This window comes from Tolypothrix bouteillei VB521301, from assembly GCF_000760695.4.
In the GTDB taxonomy this organism is placed as follows: Bacteria; Cyanobacteriota; Cyanobacteriia; order Cyanobacteriales; family Nostocaceae; genus Scytonema; species Scytonema bouteillei_A.
This window is the reverse complement of the sequence record NZ_JHEG04000001.1, coordinates 5,981,005-6,000,296: the sequence shown is the minus strand read 5'-3', so window position 1 is coordinate 6,000,296 and position 19,292 is coordinate 5,981,005. Positions and strand designations below refer to the sequence as shown.

17 protein-coding genes and 1 pseudogene are annotated in these 19,292 nt (G+C 41.7%); 3 read left to right on the top strand and 15 right to left on the bottom strand.

Annotation, left to right across the window (positions count from 1 at the left end; genetic code table 11):
• Positions 1-284: 284 nt before the first annotated feature.
• Both HC643_RS24245 and HC643_RS24240 read right to left on the bottom strand, forming a co-directional pair.
• The gene (locus HC643_RS24245) at positions 285-2,933 is read right to left on the bottom strand and encodes an MGH1-like glycoside hydrolase domain-containing protein (RefSeq protein ID WP_038078944.1); all 2,649 of its coding nucleotides are present in this window, start codon (positions 2,931-2,933) and stop codon (positions 285-287) included.
• Positions 2,934-3,089: 156 nt separating this feature from the next.
• The gene (locus HC643_RS24240) at positions 3,090-4,280 is read right to left on the bottom strand and encodes an MFS transporter (RefSeq protein ID WP_038078946.1); all 1,191 of its coding nucleotides are present in this window, start codon (positions 4,278-4,280) and stop codon (positions 3,090-3,092) included.
• A 232-nt stretch (positions 4,281-4,512) separates the two neighbouring features.
• Between HC643_RS24240 and HC643_RS24235 the strand changes: the two genes are divergently transcribed.
• Positions 4,513-6,735 (top strand): CHASE2 domain-containing protein, encoded by a 2,223-nt coding sequence (locus HC643_RS24235; protein WP_038078948.1) that lies wholly within the window; start codon positions 4,513-4,515, stop codon positions 6,733-6,735.
• Here HC643_RS24235 and HC643_RS24230 read toward each other — a convergent pair.
• The 12 genes and pseudogenes from HC643_RS24230 to HC643_RS24180 form a co-directional block, all read right to left on the bottom strand.
• Positions 6,711-9,650, bottom strand: a complete 2,940-nt coding sequence (locus tag HC643_RS24230; RefSeq protein ID WP_038078949.1) for a beta strand repeat-containing protein — start codon at positions 9,648-9,650, stop codon at positions 6,711-6,713. The genes HC643_RS24235 and HC643_RS24230 overlap by 25 nt on opposite strands.
• 19 nt (positions 9,651-9,669) lie before the next feature.
• Positions 9,670-10,428, bottom strand: coding sequence for a DUF928 domain-containing protein (locus HC643_RS24225; RefSeq protein WP_038078951.1), 759 nt, complete (start codon positions 10,426-10,428; stop codon positions 9,670-9,672).
• 63 nt (positions 10,429-10,491) lie between these two features.
• Complete coding sequence (locus HC643_RS42185) at positions 10,492-10,626, bottom strand: hypothetical protein (protein WP_272899759.1); 135 nt, start codon at positions 10,624-10,626, stop codon at positions 10,492-10,494.
• Between the two features lie 152 nt (positions 10,627-10,778).
• Complete coding sequence (locus HC643_RS24220; RefSeq protein WP_038078953.1) at positions 10,779-11,018, bottom strand: hypothetical protein; 240 nt, start codon at positions 11,016-11,018, stop codon at positions 10,779-10,781.
• Positions 11,019-11,020: 2 nt separating this feature from the next.
• Complete coding sequence (locus HC643_RS24215) at positions 11,021-11,167, bottom strand: BREX system ATP-binding domain-containing protein (protein WP_237265937.1); 147 nt, start codon at positions 11,165-11,167, stop codon at positions 11,021-11,023.
• A gap of 139 nt (positions 11,168-11,306) precedes the next feature.
• Complete coding sequence (locus tag HC643_RS24210) at positions 11,307-11,792, bottom strand: GNAT family N-acetyltransferase (protein WP_038078957.1); 486 nt, start codon at positions 11,790-11,792, stop codon at positions 11,307-11,309.
• Positions 11,793-12,074, bottom strand: coding sequence for a type II toxin-antitoxin system TacA family antitoxin (locus tag HC643_RS24205; protein WP_038078960.1), 282 nt, complete (start codon positions 12,072-12,074; stop codon positions 11,793-11,795).
• A gap of 651 nt (positions 12,075-12,725) precedes the next feature.
• Entirely contained in the window at positions 12,726-13,025 is a 300-nt protein-coding gene (locus tag HC643_RS24200) for an RNA recognition motif domain-containing protein (protein ID WP_038078962.1), read from the bottom strand.
• Between the two features lie 280 nt (positions 13,026-13,305).
• Positions 13,306-13,564 (bottom strand): annotated as a pseudogene (nifH, locus tag HC643_RS24195) (nitrogenase reductase); the annotation flags it as partial.
• Positions 13,565-13,566: 2 nt separating this feature from the next.
• Positions 13,567-13,872, bottom strand: a complete 306-nt coding sequence (locus tag HC643_RS24190) for a P-II family nitrogen regulator (protein WP_038078967.1) — start codon at positions 13,870-13,872, stop codon at positions 13,567-13,569.
• Positions 13,873-14,065: 193 nt separating this feature from the next.
• Positions 14,066-16,732, bottom strand: a complete 2,667-nt coding sequence (locus tag HC643_RS24185) for a CHAT domain-containing protein (protein ID WP_082051593.1) — start codon at positions 16,730-16,732, stop codon at positions 14,066-14,068.
• A gap of 145 nt (positions 16,733-16,877) precedes the next feature.
• The gene (locus HC643_RS24180; protein ID WP_038078970.1) at positions 16,878-17,594 is read right to left on the bottom strand and encodes a pirin family protein; all 717 of its coding nucleotides are present in this window, start codon (positions 17,592-17,594) and stop codon (positions 16,878-16,880) included.
• 283 nt (positions 17,595-17,877) lie between these two features.
• Here HC643_RS24180 and HC643_RS24175 point away from each other — a divergent pair, with 283 nt between their 5' ends.
• Both HC643_RS24175 and HC643_RS24170 read left to right on the top strand, forming a co-directional pair.
• Positions 17,878-18,144: a hypothetical protein gene (locus HC643_RS24175; protein WP_038078972.1), complete on the top strand. Its 267-nt coding sequence runs from the start codon at positions 17,878-17,880 to the stop codon at positions 18,142-18,144.
• Positions 18,145-18,267: 123 nt separating this feature from the next.
• The gene (locus HC643_RS24170) at positions 18,268-18,591 is read left to right on the top strand and encodes a hypothetical protein (RefSeq protein WP_038078974.1); all 324 of its coding nucleotides are present in this window, start codon (positions 18,268-18,270) and stop codon (positions 18,589-18,591) included.
• Between the two features lie 295 nt (positions 18,592-18,886).
• On the opposite strand, the gene HC643_RS24165 is transcribed toward HC643_RS24170, so the two are convergent.
• On the bottom strand, positions 18,887-19,192 hold the full coding sequence (locus tag HC643_RS24165; protein WP_038078976.1) for a putative quinol monooxygenase: 306 nt from the start codon (positions 19,190-19,192) through the stop codon (positions 18,887-18,889).
• Positions 19,193-19,292: the final 100 nt, after the last annotated feature.

Sequence of the window (19,292 nt, the reverse complement as noted above, 5' to 3'; positions counted from 1 at the left end):
TGGAAGCTAATAGGATTTTTATCCTAGTATAAGATTTATATCTTTTGGTCGAGGCTATGTCGGTAAATCGTGATATGTGACCTACCCAAATATAATGGCTTTCCTCCAGTTATTTATCTATCCAAAGAAGAATGCTATTGCTAGCTTACATAAAAAGTCAGCTTGTTGTCTTTTCAGTTCTTGCGGAGTTATTCTAATTTTGCTTTTACACCTACATCTAATATCCTGTTACCATTTTCAATCCTCATCAGGATAGAATTTGTTTGTAAATTTTATACGGACTGCTATAATAACCTTACAATCAATGCCGTCCACCCAGTTTGATGGCTAGCACCCAAACCAGAACCCGTGTCACCACAAAAGTACTCGTGAAAAAGAGTTAAGTGACGCCAATAAGCATCTACAGAAAAATATTGGTTTTTCCCTTGCCAAGGACAATACCCTCTTGTATCCGGAAGGAAAATACTAGCTAAGCGTCGGGAAATTTCTTGTGAAACTTGCCCCAAATTCATCATTTGTCCGGAACCTGTGGGGCATTCAACTAATAAATCATCGCCGTAAAATTGGTAATAACGGTCTAGAGCTTCCACAAGCAAGTAATTCAGGGGAAACCAAATAGGTCCGCGCCAGTTAGAGTTACCGCCAAACAAGCTACTATTTGATTCTCCAGGAAGATACTCAACACGGTACTCTCGATCGTCAATAGGAAAAACGTAGGGATGTTCTAGATGAAAGCGAGATAGGGAACGGATACCGTAGGGGGAAAGAAATTCGTTTTCATCTAGCAAATAGTGCAGCACTTGTTGCAAGCGTTCTCTTGTGGGAATTGCTAGCAAAAGATGATTGGTCGCTTTTGCTTTTTTCATGCAAGAGATATACTCGGTGACGTTTTGGCGGTTTTCCAAAAACCAATGCATTCGTTTGGTAAACCCTGGTAAATTTTGGATAACCTGAAAATCCAAAGTTTCTACTGCAAGTAAGATGACAATTCCCACAAGAGAGCGTACTTTCAAAGGTATATACTTGCTATCGACTGCCAACCAATCATAATAAAAGCCATCTTCTTCATCCCAAAGCCCGGTTCCTCCAATGGTATTCGTCGCCTCAGCAATGGCCATAAAGTGTTCAAAAAACTTAGAAGCAATATCTTCGTAAGCTGGATCTTCTTCAGCAAGTTCTAATGCCATTGCCAGCATAGTTACGCAGTAAAATGCCATCCAAGCAGTCCCATCGGCTTGTTGGAGTTCGCCCCCAGTAGGCAAAGGTTTGGAACGGTCAAAAACACCTATATTGTCCATTCCTAAAAAACCACCCGCAAAGATGTTTTTTCCAGCAACGTCTTTACGATTTACCCACCAAGTAAAGTTCAACAACAGTTTTTGAAAGACACGAGTGAGAAAAATACGGTCTTTCTGACCTTGCTCGGCAGTGATTTTGTAAATACGCCAGCAAGCCCATGGGATAACAGGTGGGTTTGTACCGGAAAAGTCAAACTCGTAAGCGGGTAGCTGTCCGTTGGGATGCATATACCACTCACGTAAAAACAAAATCAGTTGCTGCTTGGCAAAATCTGGGTCAATTTTGGCAAAGGCGACGAGATGGAAAGCAACATCCCAAGTTGCATACCAAGGATACTCCCATTTATCTGGCATGGAAATCACATCGCGATTGTAAAGGTGAGTCCAATCAGCGTTGCGAACCTCTTCATTTCTCTGGAGTGGCGGTTGTGAAGGATCTCCTTCAAGCCAATCTTTGATACCGTAATGATAGAATTGTTTGGACCAAAGCAAGCCGGCATAAGCTTGTCTTGTTACCAGGTTTTCATGTTGAGACAGTTCGGATGAAATACGATTTTTGTAGAATTCTTCTGTTTCACAAATGCGTTGTTGAAAGATTTGCTGGAAGTTTTGCCCAAATGGATGTGCTGGTGCTTCTTCTTCAGAAAACAAGCGCAATCTGAGTGTTACTTCCTCGCCAGCCGGAACTTCCAAGCAGTATTGTACTGCTGCTTTAGTTCCCACCATCTTGGGATTAATAGCATCCTTCTGTCCGTGTACGATGTATTGGTGAAAAGCATCTTTGACATAGGGAGTGCTGTTTTCTACATTAAATAACCTTTCCGAATTAGTCTCGTTTTCAGTAAACAGAAAATTAGGAGTGTTCTGCCCTAGAATCGGTTCGGCGATAAAACGGAATTTACCTAATGTTTCATGAGAAAGCAAAAGCTCTCCATCTTTTTTATATTCAATGCAGGGTTTTGTCCAGTAACTTTCACCCGTGCGACCCCAAGACCAACTGTTCTTAAACCAAATTGTGGGTAAAACATGGAGTTTGGCGGTTTCTGAACCGCGATTGACAACTGTAATTTTGATTAATATATCGTTGGGTGAAGCTTTTGCATACTCTGCAAATATATCAAAGTATTTATTTTCTTCAAAAATTCCAGTATCAATAAGTTCAAACTCTCCTAAATCCTTGCTTCGGTTGCGGTTCTCTTCTACGAGGCGTGTATATGGAAATTCTTTCTGTGGGTACTTGTACAAGGCTTTCAAATAGGAATGTGTTGGGCTTGAGTCTAAATAAAAGTAATATTCTTTGACATCTTCCCCATGATTGCCTTCAGTATTCGTTAAGCCAAAAAGACGTTCTTTAAGAATGGGGTCTTGTCCGTTCCATAGTGCAAGAGCAAAACACAAACGTCCTTCGCGATCGCATATTCCCAAAAGCCCATCTTCTCCCCACCTATAAGCTCGCCTCCGGGCGTGGTCGTGGGGCAAATAGTCCCAGGAAGACCCATCTGTTGAATAGTCTTCACGCACGGTTCCCCACTGTCTTTCTGCTAAGTAAGGTCCCCAGCGTTTCCAGTTTTTCTCGCGTCTTGTATCTTCTGCAAGGCGTAAAGATTCAGCATCAAGGTTATCTTTCTGGTTCATGGACAAATACCAGTCTACTCAAACCAAATGTAAAGTTAAGTAAAGTGTGACGAGAAACAGTTATTCATAAATCTCTCTGTGGTCATAAAAGTGAGCCTTAAAGCTTGCATTAGAGATAATTTTTGCTTGAAGTTGTCTTCTGAGTCATTTCCCCAATCAAGCACGGCTCACCTGATGCTGTGCCAACCAACGATGCAAAATTATCATAATGACTGCGAGAGGAAGCATCAAAACTGGAATAATTTCCAAGCCAAAACGCGTTGCTAAAGTCCCAACAGCAGAGGGGATAGTTGCTGCACCCAAACTAGCAACACTTGTCATACATCCAATTGCAGCCGGAACAATAGCTTTACTTACTCGTTGTGGCATCAACCATATTGTTAGTGGAAATATAGGGGCGAGTGCAAAGCCAATGATTGGTAAACTCAGCAATTGATTTGGTAACAACCACCAAGCAGTTAAACCAAGCCCAAGCAGTAGCAAGGAACGCTCGAGAGTACGCAGAGCACCCCAGCGTTTAACAATACGTCCCGTCACCGCACGTCCTATGGTTAGCCCTATCCAGTAGCCACTGACACTATAACCTGCAAGCAACTTTGGCGTGCCTCGACTGAGACTTTGGACGCTATAAGCCCAACTTCCAACTGAAGCTTCTGTACCTACATAAATAAATAAGAACAGAGCAGCTATACATACGACAGGAGTTGTAAGGGCTACACGTAGATTGGTTCGCGCATTTGTTCCCGTTACTTGTACGCGCTTGTTCAACGGTTTGTAGTCGTACACAACTGCCCAAAGCATTCCTGCGACCATTATGCCGACGAAAGTTGCAAAAACTAGGTAGATACTTCTCCAATGCAAGTTAAATGCCAAGAGCGTAGTCGCGATCGCCGGACCTAACAAAGCCCCGATACCATAAAATGCGTGTAGCAGCCCCATTAAGTCAGCCTGCTGTTGTTCGTTAGCAATATAGCTGTTGATACCAGCATCAATCAGACCAATTCCCAAACCGAGCAATGTTCCTGTAGCAACCATCAACCACCAATAAGGGCTGAGAGCATAGCTCACAAGGGCACAGGTCAGAACAACAGATGCTAGCAGCAACATCCGCGCCATTCCCATATTGCTCGTTAAGATACTGCTGGCTAATGCTGCAATAATATAACCTGTCACTTGACTGAGGAAAAGTAGGGAGATGGTGGCAGAAGTCAAGTTGTATGTTTGCTGAATAGAGGGGATTAAGACGCCCAAGCCTCCTTCCGCAACGCCAATGGCTATAAAGGCGTAGAAAGAGAGAGCGATCGCAATCCACATTTTGCTGTTTGTTTGGGAGCGCAATGTTGGCATGATAGCAGTACCCGATGTCTACCCCAGAAAAAATCAGGGGAATTACTGTTATGAGTCTTTTACACTAGTTTCTATAATATCGTTGCGATCGTTCTCGTTAATCTTACAGATGCATACAGCATCCCTAAATCACTCGCGAGAGAGACTCAATATCTTATAAGTATCGAGATTTGATAGGGCTAAGGTTATCTAACAACTCATACCATTTTGGATTGCTGAAGAATGCCAGCTTATGCGGACAAGTCTTAAAAAACTTTTATGGCAACATCGTGGTGCTTTGATGACCGCTCCGGCGATCGCAGCGATAATAATTGGTTTGCGCTATCTTGGCTGTTTGCAATCTTTGGAGTTAGCAGCGCTAGATAGATTTTTTCAACTGCGTCCAATTGAACCAAGAGATTCGCGGATTGTAATTGTAGAAGTCAATGAGAAAGATATCCGTAAATTGCGATGGCCCATCCCCGACGCTCAACTTGCAAAAGCAATATCGATTTTAAAACAACAGCAACCTCGTGCCATTGGGCTTGATATTTACCGGGATTTACCAGTAGAACCGGGTTATCAAGAACTCGTGAAAGTTTTTCAAAGTACACCCACATTGATTGGTATTCGTAAAGTAGTCAGTGACTATTCTGGTTCTGAAATCGATCCACCTCCTGCTTTGAATGCAGAACAAGTGAGTGCCAATGATTTGGTTGTGGATAAAGACGGTAAACTGCGCCGCAGTTTGTTGTCTGTAAAAAATGCTAAGGGCGATACTATCTTAAGCTTGGGAGCACATTTGGCTTTAATGTATTTGGAAGCGCAAGGAATTTACCTACAGCCAGAAACAAATAAAATGAAGTTAGGTAAAGCAGTATTTGTGCCTTTTAAAAAACATGATGGTGGCTATGTCGGTGCCGATACTGGAGGATATCAAATAATATCCAATTTTCGCAATATACAACAAGGTTTTCTGACTGTTTCCATCAGTGATGTGTTAGCTGGAAATATACCCAAGAATTTTGCTCGCGATCGCATTGTCTTAATTGGGGTAACTGCAGAAAGCAGCGGTGACTTTTTTTATACACCTTATAGCGCCAGCGCTCACAGTCAAGCGACCTTTAGAAGTGCGGGAGCGATCGTTCATGCCGATCTTGCCAGTCAGATAATAAGCGCTGCTTTAGAAGGTCGTCCTTTAATAAAAGTTTGGTCTGAAACCCAAGAATGTTTGTGGATTGGTATCTGGGCTATTGCGGGAGCAAGTATCGCTTGGACGCAGCGCTATCAACGCAACAGCCGTGTACCCGCTGCTAATCTCAACATCTTGCTACTCAGTCTTGTGCTCACAGGTGGTTGTTATGTCGCTTTTTGCACGGCATGGTGGTTACCAATAGTCCCTGGCTTGTTAGCTTTAGTAGGCTCTGGATTTACTATTACTGCCTATATAGCCCGAAATACTGCTGCCATGCGGCAAACTTTTAATCGCTATCTGACCGATGAAGTTGTCTCTACGTTATTAGAAACCCCAGGTGGTTTAAAGTTGGGAGGCGAAAAGCGGGATGTCACAATTTTAATTTCCGATCTCCGAGGTTTTTCTGCCATCTCCGAACGAGTACCGCCAGAAAAAGTGGTGGAAATTATCAATCTGTATTTAGGGGTAATGACTGATGTTATCAACCGTTACAAAGGTACGATTAATGATTTTATGGGCGATGGCATTTTTGTCATGTTTGGCGCACCTATCGATCTTGAAGATAATGCCCAACTAGCTGTTGCTTGTGCCATTGAGATGCAATTAGCAATGGATGATATCAATCAACGATTGGTCGGTATGGATTTACTTCCTTTAGAGATGGGTATTGGTATTCATACAGGAGAAGTCCTTGCTGGTAATATCGGCTCTCACCAACGTGCCAAATACACTATTATGGGTAGCAACGTTAATCTGGCTTCCCGAATTGAAACCTATACTGTTGGAGGGCAAATCCTCGTTTCTCAAGAAACTTTAGATGCAGTAGGAGAAATTATCCAGATCGCCGGACAACTTCAAGTACAACCCAAAGGTTTTGCCGAACCCATTACGATCTACGATATTGGCGGTATTGGCGGTCAGTACAAACTCGCTTTGCACGATACTACAGAAAATTTAACCCTTTTAACAATGGAAATTCCCATACAATATCGAGTGATGGAAGGCAAACATCTTTCAGATGAAGTGTTCCAAGGTAGTTTGGTACAATTATCTGCAAGCAGTGCCCAATTGCGGACAAAACAGCCCGTGCAAATTCTCAGCAACCTTCAAATACAACTGCTTGCTGAAGATGAAAAATTAAACAAGCTAGATGTGTACGCTAAGGTGGTCAAAGTTGCAAACGACAACCAAACAAATTTTGGTATTCGCTTTACCGCTACACCTACAGAAATTGCTGTTTATTTTAAACAGTTGTGTCAGAGCGATCGACAATTCATTTGAGGGAAAACGGGCTCGCTAGCTATTTGACTGACCAAAGTGACTTGACCTTTCCCATCAACAACCCATCCTTGAGCTTCTACTATTTCTGGATTGGCATTATTTGTGGTAGATGCAGGCGATTCAGACACTTGTTTCTTCTCAGATGCAGAAATCAATTCAACTAAATCTACCAGTGTTGTTGTTCCTGTAAATGGTTCATTAGGACTTTGTGGTAATCCACCACGTCCTACGATCGCAAAATAATTACCTTTTTGTGCAGTACATTGGGTTGTAATTTGATGACTGGCTTCAGTAAAATTTGCAGGTAGTTGAATCAATCCGGAATTAGGATCGATTGCTAAAGTATTAATATCCACCACACCACTAAATTCATAACCCAAGGAAGACGTTGCGGTAATATCGTTTTCAGGTGTTAGTTGTTCGCGAAACTTGCTCCCTATGATACCTTGAGCATTAACAATTACCTTACCGCCAAAACTGGCTTGAGAGTTAGCAGTGATATCGCTGTTTTCTGCGGCTACTAAAGTATCTGTATTGATATTGATATTGCCTCCTGTGGCATCCTGAGTGGCATTAGTGGTAATGCGGCTACCGTGACGCAATAAAATATTTGACGATGCCAGGAAAATATTTGCTCGTTCTCCCTCTACCGTTTCGGCGCTAAGGATACCGTTATCGAGATAGATTTTATCAGCTAGGATATTTAAATTACCTGCAGCGCCTTTTTGTTGGCTGCTTGCAGAGACTTGTGCTTCATCGCGAACAATTAATTGACCGGTTTCAATTGTTAGAGTATCAGCATTTCCATAGCCAGGAGAACTCGCAAAAAGTCCGCTAGGAAATTTCTTTCCCGAACTATCTGTAATGAGTGGCTGTATTCCAAACCGAGTATTATCGATTTCACTTGTTCCTGATAGCTCTATCAAGTCCTTAGCTCGAACAAACAAACTCCCTCCTTCACCCATCCCAAAAGTCGCTGCTGAGATTTGGTTACCATTATTAACAGTCAAACGTGAGGTTTCAATGAAAATATCTCCCCCTCTTCCTGTTGCGGTTTCATTAGTTTGAGCAATTATGCGGCTGAAGCCACTGTCAGTTGTACGGCTGAGTTCTACCAATTCTGTAGCGTGAATGGCAATACTACCACCATTTCCTGCTCCCTCTGTCCCAACGTCAATAACTCCTCCATTCTGGAGTATCAAACGCCCTGTTTCGATTGACAAACTACCGCCATTTCCTTTTCCACCCCGAATAGCCGCAAATATACCGCTGGGAATGCCTGTACCATTCATCCCACTTAATTCCACCCGATCTGTTGCTTCAATAGTAATACTTCCTCCATTTCCATCACCAAAGCTATCAGCAGATAAAATTCCCCCACCTTGTAAACTCAAGCGTTGGGTTTTTATAGTCATGTGACCGCCACTACCCGTAGCTCCAAATTTAGCAATTGTTGCTAAGCCAGCAGAACGACCCTCAGAAGCATTACCAACTTCAATTGACTCGGTTGCTTCGATTCTTAATTCCCCTGCATTGCCAGAACCTCCCGTACTCGCAGAGATTGTCGCCTGATTATTTAAGCTTAAGCGTTCGGTTTTAATGGTGGTAATGCCACCACTCCCTGCACCTGCGGTATCGCTTGCTACAAGAGATTTACCGTTAAGATTGACGTCCTTTGCTTCAATACTGACATCACCACCGTTTCCTGTAGCTTGTTTAAAGACAAAGGAAAATAAACCGATCTTTTGATCCGTAGTTGGGGATAGTAATTGACGAACACTTGAAACTGAGGAAATTGTTTGACTTTGCGAAGATGCAACATTTAATTGTGTCGCCTTGACATTTAAATTTCCTGCATTTCCAGAACTGCTGGTTTGGACTGATATCTGCGAATCTTCTACCGTCAGATTTTCAGTTTTTAAGTTAATATTGCCTCCAGTACCAGTCGAGTTATTTTGCAATTCGTTGATAATCTCACTACTTTGAGTTAGCAAGGTATTGCCTGTGAGATTTATTTGAATATCCCCAGCGACAGCACCTGGATGGCCATGTTGTTCTCGGATTCCAGCTTGCAACTGAGTGTTGACCATCTCAAGATTTCGAGCGTTAATGCTAATATTTCCTTTCCCAGAAGCCATGACATCAACGAACGACCCATCTATTGAAATATCCCCACGTTCTACCGCTACTGGAAAGCTAAATGCTTCTAATCCATTTAAGTTAACTCTTCCCGCACCCGATAAACTGCCTAATTCAACGTTTCCCCCAAATGCTTTTAATTGACTGCTTTCTATGGAAAGATCTCCTCCCACTAACGCTAAAATTTGACCTGGCTTTACTTCTAAATTGGCTTGCTGTACTTGAATAGCAGCAGGAGACACACCATACTGCAACCCAATAGGAACGTTAACACTCAATAAAGGTGTATTTTGATTTGGTATCGTACTAAAAGTTATGTTGTCTGAAAAGACAATACTGTTTGCCGTTGAGCCAATGAATGACCCCCCAACATCAAGCCGAGCATCTTTACCGAAAAAGATCCCGTTAGGATTAATCAAAAATAAATTGGCTTTACCTGAGGTGCGGATAAGCCCATTGATGTAAGAAGCGGCGTTCCCCGTCACCCGCGTGAAGATATTCTCAATAGTAGAATCATTTTTGAAAAATGCTTCGCTTCCTGTAGCTAAGGAAAATTCTTGAAAGCTATGAAATAGATTTTTGCCCTGAATTGTACCGCCTTCTATGGTGCAGATACTGCATCCGGGGCTAACTAGAGAATTAACAGGTAAGGTCTTATCGGGAATAATTTGCGCGGATACGGGGTCAAGCAGTAGGGGTGTAAGAAATTGCACCCCCAGGAAACAGCCAACAGTGAAACGACTAGCAAGCCAACATAGGGGTATGGATTGATTCATAGACAGGAGGAGTGGGGCTTTATTTTTGTAGGGGTGCGTTTGCGATCGCATTTAAATCAACTGATTCCAACAACTCGTTCCAAGCTGTTTTAATTTCACGATTTTGGGGTTGGGAAAGCCTCAGATTGGCTAAATTTGTCAGTGCTTCAAACCAGTAACCGGATTGACTGTAAAGGACAATTTGCTCGAGTGGTTTTGCTTTATTGATGCGATTTGTGAGTGTTGCATTCACAGGCGATCGACGCACCAAACCTTCGATAAATGGGTTTGTTGGTCCTGTTTGCTGACAAATAATTGATACAACCCATCGGTAATCTTTGCCTACTTCCAGTGCTGGTTCTGTTTTAGGTAAACTAAAGCTAACAATACCTGGAACGCCTTTGAGGTTAATTTTAGTCTGATAAATTCCCTCACCTGCTTCATCTTCAAGAGTAAATTCTAAGACTTTAGCAGAAGTTTTTGGTACATAAACAAGAAAGGTAGGATGGCTCGTTAGTGTTAAACCTAAATGTGTTGAAGGTAACAACGCAGTCAGTTTTTCTGCCGTATTAGCACCAGTCATACGGCTATTCGTTGTATTGCTTTGTCCATCGCAAGTACCATTATCGCGCCTCCCACCACCAATGGTAATTTTTGGTGCTGGTTCGCTCTTAGGCGGTTCAAATTTTACCTTTAAAGCAAAGGCAGGAGTTATGCCATTCAAAATGACACTCGATTGTAATAGTAACGCTGTTGAGAGTGATAGAAGCAATAAGCGGATGTTCTTTGTACCGATCATAAAATTTTTTTGTTACAGTTTGTATGGAGTAAATATTGACTAAAAGCTATACGCTATCAGCTCTCAACTCACCGCAAGGCAAGGACTAAATAGAAGCCCGTGCAGGTAGGCTTTGTTTGTATCACTGCGATCGCGAACATCTCCTGGTGTTGTTTCTAATTTGGGATGCTCCCTAAGAGCCAGCCTTATATTTCCCAAAAATGCTTTGGAAGTAACACATTAGGGCAAGAATCAGCCATTGGGTGTGAATGCAATGGTAATAAGTTAAAATCAAGGCAATTTTGTCAACATATCTAAGTATAGAAATAAATTTTTCTCTAAGAATAAGAATTAAACTAATAGATAATCGGTCATACTTCATCATCGTAGATATTTTCTCGCCTTAGAGCTTCATCAGAAAGGTTTGCAGAGCTTTTTGGTGCTGTATCTATCCATTCCTGCCAAAGCAATAATCTCTCTCCTGGTGTTTGAGGCTTACTGGTTCGTAACGTTAAATGCTTATTACTAAGCTTTTCTTGAAAAAGTTTTTGCTCTTCGGGGGAGAGGTTTAGTACCATTTCTACCACGGAGTTTACAAGTTGTACATTCATGGTTATTTATAGGATTTTTGGAATTGACGGTGAATTTCCGTTCGCTGTTTGTCAATACCAACAGCAAAGGCTTCCAAACCTCGTTCTGGAACAACACCAGAACGAAGACGCTCAAAGATATGCTCAATATCTCGTTTGCTGATTGCCATAGTTTTTTTAATTAATACTAATACGTTTACTTTTATAACCTGCGTTCGGGATAAGGAAAGGGGCAGGTAGTAAGCTGAAAACAACATCAGCGCATTATGAAGCGTAAAAATACATTTTTTACAAGCGCTGATTTTGAGATTATATTATGACTTTCTTGATAGATAGAATAAGCGTCATGGGTTGCGTGGGCGAAGGAGAAAACCCGTAATGCTGGTAGAATTGCTTAGCTTCTTCCGATATGGCATGTACTACTATTCCACGAATGCCTAGTATCTCTGCCGCCTGCATTGTACGCAGCACCGCATCCTGTAGTAACGCCGCGCCTAACCCCTGCCCTTTCCATGAGGTATCTACTCCAAGCCTTCCAAGAATGGCTACGGGTATGGGGTCGGGCATATTACGTCTTATAGGCGATGGCGCGTGTGAGAGCGCCAATGCGCCAGAGGAAAGGCAATAGTAAGCAATCACTTTTTCCCCATCCGTTACAACATAGGTACGTGATGCATTGTTCTTCTGATTGGCAACAGCGCGGCGCTTTAACCAGTCATTTAGGCTGGCAACTCCGCAATCAAAGTCATCCAATACGTGAATATCCGCAAGAGGTACAGGGGCTTGAAGGGTCATCTATCCCCACGGCTTCTTAACATTCATCAAGCGTTCAAACCCTTCATTGCAGGGCGGGCTATCCAGAACATTCAGAAAATGCTGATAGGTTTCTTCGTCCACTCGCACAAAGGTCTGGTCAAGCAGCGTATCTTCCGCCGCTCGCCGCGCAGCATCAATCATAAAGTCCGAACGTGATTTGCTTTGCGCTTTTGCTGCTCGGTCAATAAGCGTCCGCACATCCTTACGGATACGCAGATTGACGGCACAAGTAGGAATATCGGGGTTGCTCTGGGGCTGCATAATGTCCTCCTTTGTCTTGTACCCTAGCATGGGACTGCCAGATACACAATGTGTATCTTTATTATAGTATTAGGGGTTATTCTAGCAAGCGTGTTATGAGAGGCCAGATAGACTGAAAGTATTGCTACATATACTTTTCAGATATCGTTTCCTATGAAATCATCTAGACCTAGCTCACGCTCATCTGCCCAAAGTTACCACAAGGGTGGAACGAAAGAATAAAGGTTGTAGCCATGTTTTGTCATACTACAAACTGAGTTTTTGTACTACTTGCCCCTGGTAACACGCTTGCTAGAATAACCCCTATTAACAACTCTTCTCAATATTTGGGCTTCTTCTTCTCACCCCGGCTTAATGGCTCGGGTGTTTCCATTAGAGAAAGTCAAGGTAGATAAAAGCTTGTTTTAAGCCGCGAATGTTCTTAAGGAATTATCATCAAACTTCAAGAAAAACGAATATTGGATATATGAAAAAGGCTCAAGCATTTTTGCCTGAGCCACTACTTAATGAAACTAACACTCTTCCACACTTTCTACCAAAGAAAATTTAAAATCTATTTTCACGTTCGTTACTCTGATAGATTGATGAATTCCTTCGGTAATTGCCAAGTGCTTCGGGAGTTGTTAGCTCTTGGAGCTAAATTTACAAAGCTTAGTAGCGGTTGCGGAAACTGCTGTTCCCCCGATTCCCACCAAAAGAACCTCTTTCTTCTCTGGGCTTAGCCTTATTCACTTTGAGATCGCGTCCCATCCACTCTGCACCATTAAGTGCATCAATAGCAGCTGTTTCTTCAGCGTCTGTACCCATTTCTACAAAACCAAAGCCGCGTAAACGACCTGTTTCACGATCTGTAGGTAGCTGAACTCGCTTGACAGAACCATATTCTGCAAACACAGCATTCAGACTTTCTTCCGTAACTTCATAAGAAAGATTGCCTACGTAAACTGACATACACTGTCTCCGAAATCATAAATGTGTGGAGATTTAAGTTTCGGAGAAAAGTTTGCTAATACCAAAAACAAAAAGCCTGTTAATACTAAAAACAAAAGCTGTTAACCGAATTAACTCTCATTTCCGATTGTGGCACAGTAGAAAAATTTACGCAGAAGTAACAAGAAAATCTTTATATAAAGTTATGCAAACAATTAAGAGCTAAGTATAGATGTTGACTGGGGGATTAAGGTTGAGGCAAATGCTTTAGGGTGGGCTGCTACCCACCCTAAATAATTACTTACTTGATAACACTTTTTACTTTAGCTTCAGCCGATTGCTGACCAATCAACTTTGCAGCATTTTCCTCACTTTCTTTGGATACCGACTTCAATCAACAACTCTTCTAACTCATCCATCTCAATAGGTGTAGGAACTCTAAGATTGTTGCTGTTGTTGACGCTCTTTGTAGCCAATGTCCGATATTCGTTACTGTGATTGCTGTCAAGTGCATACTCGTTCACAGTCATCCGGCTTAGCTCGGTATGCTGTACGAGGTTAATTAATAGAAAGCTTCTACATTGTGTCGGAAAGCAATCAACGCATGCTTACCCTGCTCTTCTTTAAGAGCCGAAAGGATAGCATCAGAGACTTCTAAGGAAACAATGGTCTTGATTTCAATATTAGTGTTGTAGCCTGGTAAGTCTGACACGCGTCTTCCGTGTCCGCCCTCACCCTGAACTTGACTAATAGTGTAACCACTTACACTGTAGTTTTTCAGTAGCTTAACAATCCGGTCTTTCAGCACTGTTTCCCCAATAATGGTAATTAAGACGGCGGATTCGAGAGGAGAGTCTAAATTTGACATGGAGAACTCCAGAGAATAGGTTTTTAGCTTCTATAGCTTAAGTTTTTCATAAAATAGGTGTTACAACTTGTACCCCTAAGATGAGATTCGTCTTCTAAATGGTCGATCGATGAGCCCATCTTAGAATATAAAGTTTGCTCCGATCTAAAGTGGTAATGTAAATTCAAACCTCAGTACGATTTGCTGGCAAACTTTACAACCAATTACCTACTAAAACAAAAGGTGCCCAATAAAAAGGGTGTTGAAATTCTTGTTGTTTTAATAATTGCAGTTGGGCGCGACGCACAGCTTCTGCTTTAGAAACTCCAGTATGTGACAGTTGTTTGTAAAACTCCGCCATAAATACGGAGGTAGAGCGGTCGTCTACCGACCAAAGACTTGCCAGAGTGCTGCGTGCGCCAGAACGTATGGCGACTCCAGCTAATCCCAAAGCAGCACGTTTATCACCTTGAGCTGTTTGACAGGCGCTTAAAACTAACAATTCGATGGGTGTATGGCTGTCGCCTTCACGCTTCTGTAATAAGTCTCCTAATTGTTTAACATTGATACGGTTATCCCAAGTCAAGACAAAAGTGTCTTTGGCGTTGGAACTAAACTGACCGTGAGTTGCCAGATGCACGACCGGAAAAGGGTTATTTCCAATTTGTTGTGCGAAAGTAGTGCTGGTAAAAGCTTGATTAAAAAGTACTTGGGATGGAATTTCCGATTTAATTTGCTTGACTTCGCTTTCTACACCAGGTAGAGGTATAAATCCTTGCCGAGATTCACTCAATCCCCCAACCAAGATCTTAAGCTGATGATGTTCTTTTGCAGAAGGTACAAATAGTTGCAATCCCGGACTTAATGCCAACCTGTATTGTTCTATCAAATATTGTTTTCCGTCATAGAGTGCAGCCATTGGCAAGTTTTTCATGGCTCCATCAAGAACAAATGCAAGAGTTTTGATGTTATTTGTTTTTAAATCATTTTGTGCGGGTCGGATGAGGAGATCGTAAAATTCTTGCGATATTTTGAGTCGTTCTCGTTTGAGAGAAGTCCGTCGCAGCGATCGCAGCATTTCGTCTATCCGTGTTTCAAGTTGGGTTTGAGGAATGGCTGTGGCATAATGACGTAGGGATTGATTTGGTAATGACAGCACCACCTCTAGTCGGTCGGATAATATAATTGGATAAATAACGGCTGCTTGCGAATCCAATCGATCGATTTGTACCGGAGTACCGTTCAAACAAGCTTCTCGAAAATAATTATCTAATTCTGCTAACTGGAGAGATTCAATCGCCTTGCGAGCTTGTTTGAGGTTTTCTTGACTGACCTCCGTTTGAGTAGGCGATGGTTGCAATAATAACTGGGCTAACTCTCGATACACTGGTTCGACACTTTCCCGAAAAGAAAACTGTAGATCTAGATTGCTTGCAACTAAATCGTTGCGAATAAGACTTAAGGTATTTACTGCTTCATTGTAGGCCAATATTGCTTTTTGATACTCTCCTTGAACCTTAAGCAGTCGTCCGTTCTGCCAATGCCAGCGATAGGCAATATCGGAAGCATGGCTGCTTTGTGCCAGCAGGAGTGCTTTTTCAGTTAACTTTTGTGCCTCAGACCACTGTTGTGTTTGTTCGTAAATTTCGCCTAAAGAACCCAAAGCATAAGAAGCAGCCCGGTAGTCAGAGATATCTTCAGCTTGTCGGGCAGCGATCGCCAAAATTTTAGCTGCTAGAATTTGATTTGTACAACGAGAAGTATGGTTTTGACAAGTTTTCATTAGGCTTTGGGCAAAATTGACCCTAGCATAAATGGATAGGCGGTTGGCTGGTAAAAAATTTTCAAGTTGCGGTTGAATTTCCTCTATAAGTGTTCGTGCATCTTGCCATTTTTCAGTTTCTACAAGCAGATGCAGTCGATCGAGCTGTGCTTGCAGTTTGATTGTTGCTGATGGTGATGCGGCTATGGCTTGTTGGTAGTATTGGAACGCTTTGTCTGGCAATTTTTGCGATCGCGCATTGTTACCCAAGTTCATCCACACCACAGCCATATCCGCTTTCAAGTTGAGTTTTTGTGCTATTGTCAAAGCTTGTTGCAGTGCTTCCTGAGAGGTTTCTAATTCTCCCATGACTCGTAGAGTCTCGCCTAAATTCAGCAAGCTCGCAAATTTCAGTTGCAAGTCAGCTTCAGAATGCAAAGTTTGATTCACCTGTTCTAGTATCTTCCTAGCACGCGGGTAAAGCCCTAACGCTCGTAAGGCTAGAGTTTGATTGAGCAAGCAACGACTCAACCCTGCTTTATCTTCTGTTTGTTTGTAGATAACAGCCGCGTTTTCCCAAGTCGTAAGAGCTTGTTGTGCCTGACCCTGTGATAATTGTAAACTTCCTTGAATAAGGAGCGCAGCTGCCAGTAAAGACTTGGCTTGAGAAAATTTTGTATTTTGCAGGATGCTGAGACTCTGTTCTATCGATTCGTAAGCTTGCTTCCATTGACCTAACTGCTGGTAAGCTAATGCCAAGTTACTTAATACGGCTGCTTGGTTGAGATTGTCGCCTGAGATGGCAAACGCTTGTTGTCCTTGCTGCCATTTGGCGATCGCTAAGGCAAATTCTCCATTCTGATAGTGTTGTTTTCCAACTGCTACTAATGCAGTAGGCGATCGTGAAACATCAAGTCGATCTGGTGTGGCTGCTAAAGTTTTTGGTATTTGGATTCCAAAGAATAAATTGCCTTGAGTTAACATGAGGCTCAGTATAGCTAAAATCCCTAATATCAAATACCGGAGGCGTTTTGTTTGCAGTAAATCATTCCTAACTCTTATCAGTTGTCGATCGGCTTTCCAAAATCTTTTGAGTTTACGTATAATTACATATTTCATTGATAATATAGATTACTATTAATCCTTCTGTTATAACGCAATGCAGTTCCGTTAGCACGATTATAAAGTTAGGACGGGCATTTTGCCCGTCCTATAGGAGAAAATTGAGTTGTGTAAGATAGATAGACTCTCTCAACCGGATACATTAGCCCAGATCGAAGAGCAAGATTTCTGCGCCTACATCTGTACTAATTTCGAGTTTTTCCTCTCCGTTAATTTGTACTCCATCGCCTGCTCGGAGTTCTTCTCCGTTCAACGTTGCTACGCCTTGAGCCAAGTGCAACCAAGCATAACGATTGGGTTGAACGTGATAGTTGATAACATCACCAGCATCTAGAACAGATGTGTATAAATCAACATCTTGGTAAATAGTCACTGCACCATCACGTCCATCTTTTGCACCAATCAAACGCAGCTTTCCGCGTTTTTCTTCAATCGGAAAACTTTTTTGTTCGTATCTTGGTTGCAACCCTTGTTTGTTAGGAATAATCCAAATTTGGAGAAAATGGACTGGCTCTGTTTCAGAAGGATTATACTCGCTGTGCAGAATACCAGTACCGGCGCTCATAATTTGCGCGTCACCCGGACGTATGACTGAGCCATTACCCAAACTATCTTTATGCTCTACCGCTCCTTCCAAAACATAGGTGAGGATTTCCATATCTTTGTGTCCGTGGGTTGGAAAACCTGCACCGGGAACAACGCGATCGTCATTAATCACTCTTAAAGAACGAAAGCCCATGCGACTGGGATCGTAAAAACTACCAAAGGAAAATGTGTGACGGCTATCCAACCAGCCTGTTTTGCTTTGACCGCGTGCGTTGCGATCGTGAATGAGATGTGTTTTAGAATTAACAGCCATAAGTTTTTTCCTCCGCTTAAAAATTTACAATTAATGTAGGCAACTTTCTTGAATAAGCAAGCATTACAACCAGTCTTCTGGCAACTCTTTTTTAACTATCTTTATCTTAAGATATGTATATTTAAAATGAAAAGTACGCACTTCAAAGTGCCGTACTTACCAAAAAGATACTACTCTCTTCTTACCTCTAAAACCGAGTGCTTGGTTGCTCAGGTCTTCGGGACGCGACCCATTTTCAAAAACTTGTGCCAGAATGATAGCGTTGTATAAAAGTTAAGTCAGTATGCTAGTTGGACTTCCCACTGTTAAAAGTTTTCCAGACAAGCTTTTTGATGCAATCTACGAAACTATTAAAGATAGTTACTTAGAGTTAGTGAAAGGACAAGAAGTAGAAAATCAAGAAAACATAAATGTAAAAATATACATCCAAAAATTAAAATTTTTTGATACCAATTGGTGTTTGAAATTTTTCTTTAATAAATCTGTTGATGAAGTCAACGGAACTATTGTCTTGAATCTATTGGATGAGCTTCCTGTTTGCAATAATTAACCATTTATGGAATGGATAGTATCTCAGTCGGCTATTCCCTATTTATAACTTGGCTTTTTAGAGCATCCCGTGAAAACTCTGGTTCTTGAAGCAATTTAAAATACTTTATCTCTTTGTTATTACATGAATTTTTTATCAAAAATAGAAAAAAGGATTAAAGCAACAAAGCTTTCTCCTTGGGAACGGATATTAATAGTTGTATTATTAAGTTTAAACATAATTATTATATATCCATATTATTCCGCTTCTATTAAAGTACACATTACTGATAAATTAACAGAACCACCTGAAATAAAAAGTAAGCGTTTTTGTGACCAAGTATTTAGATTTGGTGGAGATAACCTACCTGCTGCAACTCAAAGGGAATGTCGAACTACTGAAGATTTTTGTAAAAATGTAAAAATACGGGATAAGAAATATAAATGCCAGAAAAAAGGATGGGAATAAAAAATACCCCAACTATTTGGAAGAGTGGTTTCAACGCTACAAGGATTTACCCAGTCTAGCTTGATTACCTCGGGAGCATCCAGTTTTGGCAGAAAGTCAACTCAGGATAGATTAAATGCTAGTATTTACCAAACGTCAAGCTACCTCTATGCAGATCGGCATCAGTATAAAAACTCATGCCTTTAAAACTGCAAATAATCTGTAATCTCTAGCCAGCATTACTTTTGGCTTTATGGAAACTGGGGCGATAAAACTGTCCAAATTAAGGAATATTTACCATTCCCACAAATCGCAGTCATGATGGTTCAATTTTTCTCAGAGACAAAACTTCGATCGGTTCCGCCAACGTCTCCTCATAAGCTTGCAAAACCTGTTTCACGTAAGGCTGCTCAAAGTGAGCATCGAGAGCTGCCCGATCTTTCCAGTTTTCGTACAGCACAAAAACCGTTGGCTCATTTATGTCTTTCAATAAGTCAAAGGTGATGCAACCCGACTCTGCACGAGTGGTCGCAAGTAAACCCAGTAAGTCTTGCCGCATTCGGTCTTCCATTCCAGGTTTTGCTTTAATACGAGCAACGATCGTCAGTAGAGAGTCATTCATAGTTTCTCCTAATGTGTGTAATGAACCAATTCTTGCCAACCTTTGCGCTTTGTATTTCAGTATTAGTTAGTTATTTCTGTCAGGTCTTGCTTTTAGCCGA

Bases quoted from the DNA above. Each gene is read 5' to 3' on its own strand.
- HC643_RS24210 (WP_038078957.1), bottom strand. From the start codon at position 11,792: ATGACCCTTCAAGCCCCTGTACCTCTTGCGGATATTCACGTATTGGAT.
- HC643_RS24205 (WP_038078960.1), bottom strand. From the start codon at position 12,074: ATGCAGCCCCAGAGCAACCCCGATATTCCTACTTGTGCCGTCAATCTG.
- HC643_RS24240 (WP_038078946.1), bottom strand. From the start codon at position 4,280: ATGCCAACATTGCGCTCCCAAACAAACAGCAAAATGTGGATTGCGATC.
- HC643_RS24185 (WP_082051593.1), bottom strand. From the start codon at position 16,732: ATGAAATATGTAATTATACGTAAACTCAAAAGATTTTGGAAAGCCGAT.
- HC643_RS24245 (WP_038078944.1), bottom strand. From the start codon at position 2,933: ATGAACCAGAAAGATAACCTTGATGCTGAATCTTTACGCCTTGCAGAA.
- HC643_RS24170 (WP_038078974.1), top strand. From the start codon at position 18,268: ATGAATTTTTTATCAAAAATAGAAAAAAGGATTAAAGCAACAAAGCTT.
- HC643_RS24220 (WP_038078953.1), bottom strand. From the start codon at position 11,018: ATGAATGTACAACTTGTAAACTCCGTGGTAGAAATGGTACTAAACCTC.
- HC643_RS24190 (WP_038078967.1), bottom strand. From the start codon at position 13,872: ATGTCAAATTTAGACTCTCCTCTCGAATCCGCCGTCTTAATTACCATT.
- HC643_RS24175 (WP_038078972.1), top strand. From the start codon at position 17,878: ATGCTAGTTGGACTTCCCACTGTTAAAAGTTTTCCAGACAAGCTTTTT.
- HC643_RS24235 (WP_038078948.1), top strand. From the start codon at position 4,513: ATGCGGACAAGTCTTAAAAAACTTTTATGGCAACATCGTGGTGCTTTG.
- HC643_RS24180 (WP_038078970.1), bottom strand. From the start codon at position 17,594: ATGGCTGTTAATTCTAAAACACATCTCATTCACGATCGCAACGCACGC.
- HC643_RS24225 (WP_038078951.1), bottom strand. From the start codon at position 10,428: ATGATCGGTACAAAGAACATCCGCTTATTGCTTCTATCACTCTCAACA.
- HC643_RS24230 (WP_038078949.1), bottom strand. From the start codon at position 9,650: ATGAATCAATCCATACCCCTATGTTGGCTTGCTAGTCGTTTCACTGTT.
- HC643_RS24215 (WP_237265937.1), bottom strand. From the start codon at position 11,167: ATGGCAATCAGCAAACGAGATATTGAGCATATCTTTGAGCGTCTTCGT.
- HC643_RS24200 (WP_038078962.1), bottom strand. From the start codon at position 13,025: ATGTCAGTTTACGTAGGCAATCTTTCTTATGAAGTTACGGAAGAAAGT.
- HC643_RS24165 (WP_038078976.1), bottom strand. From the start codon at position 19,192: ATGAATGACTCTCTACTGACGATCGTTGCTCGTATTAAAGCAAAACCT.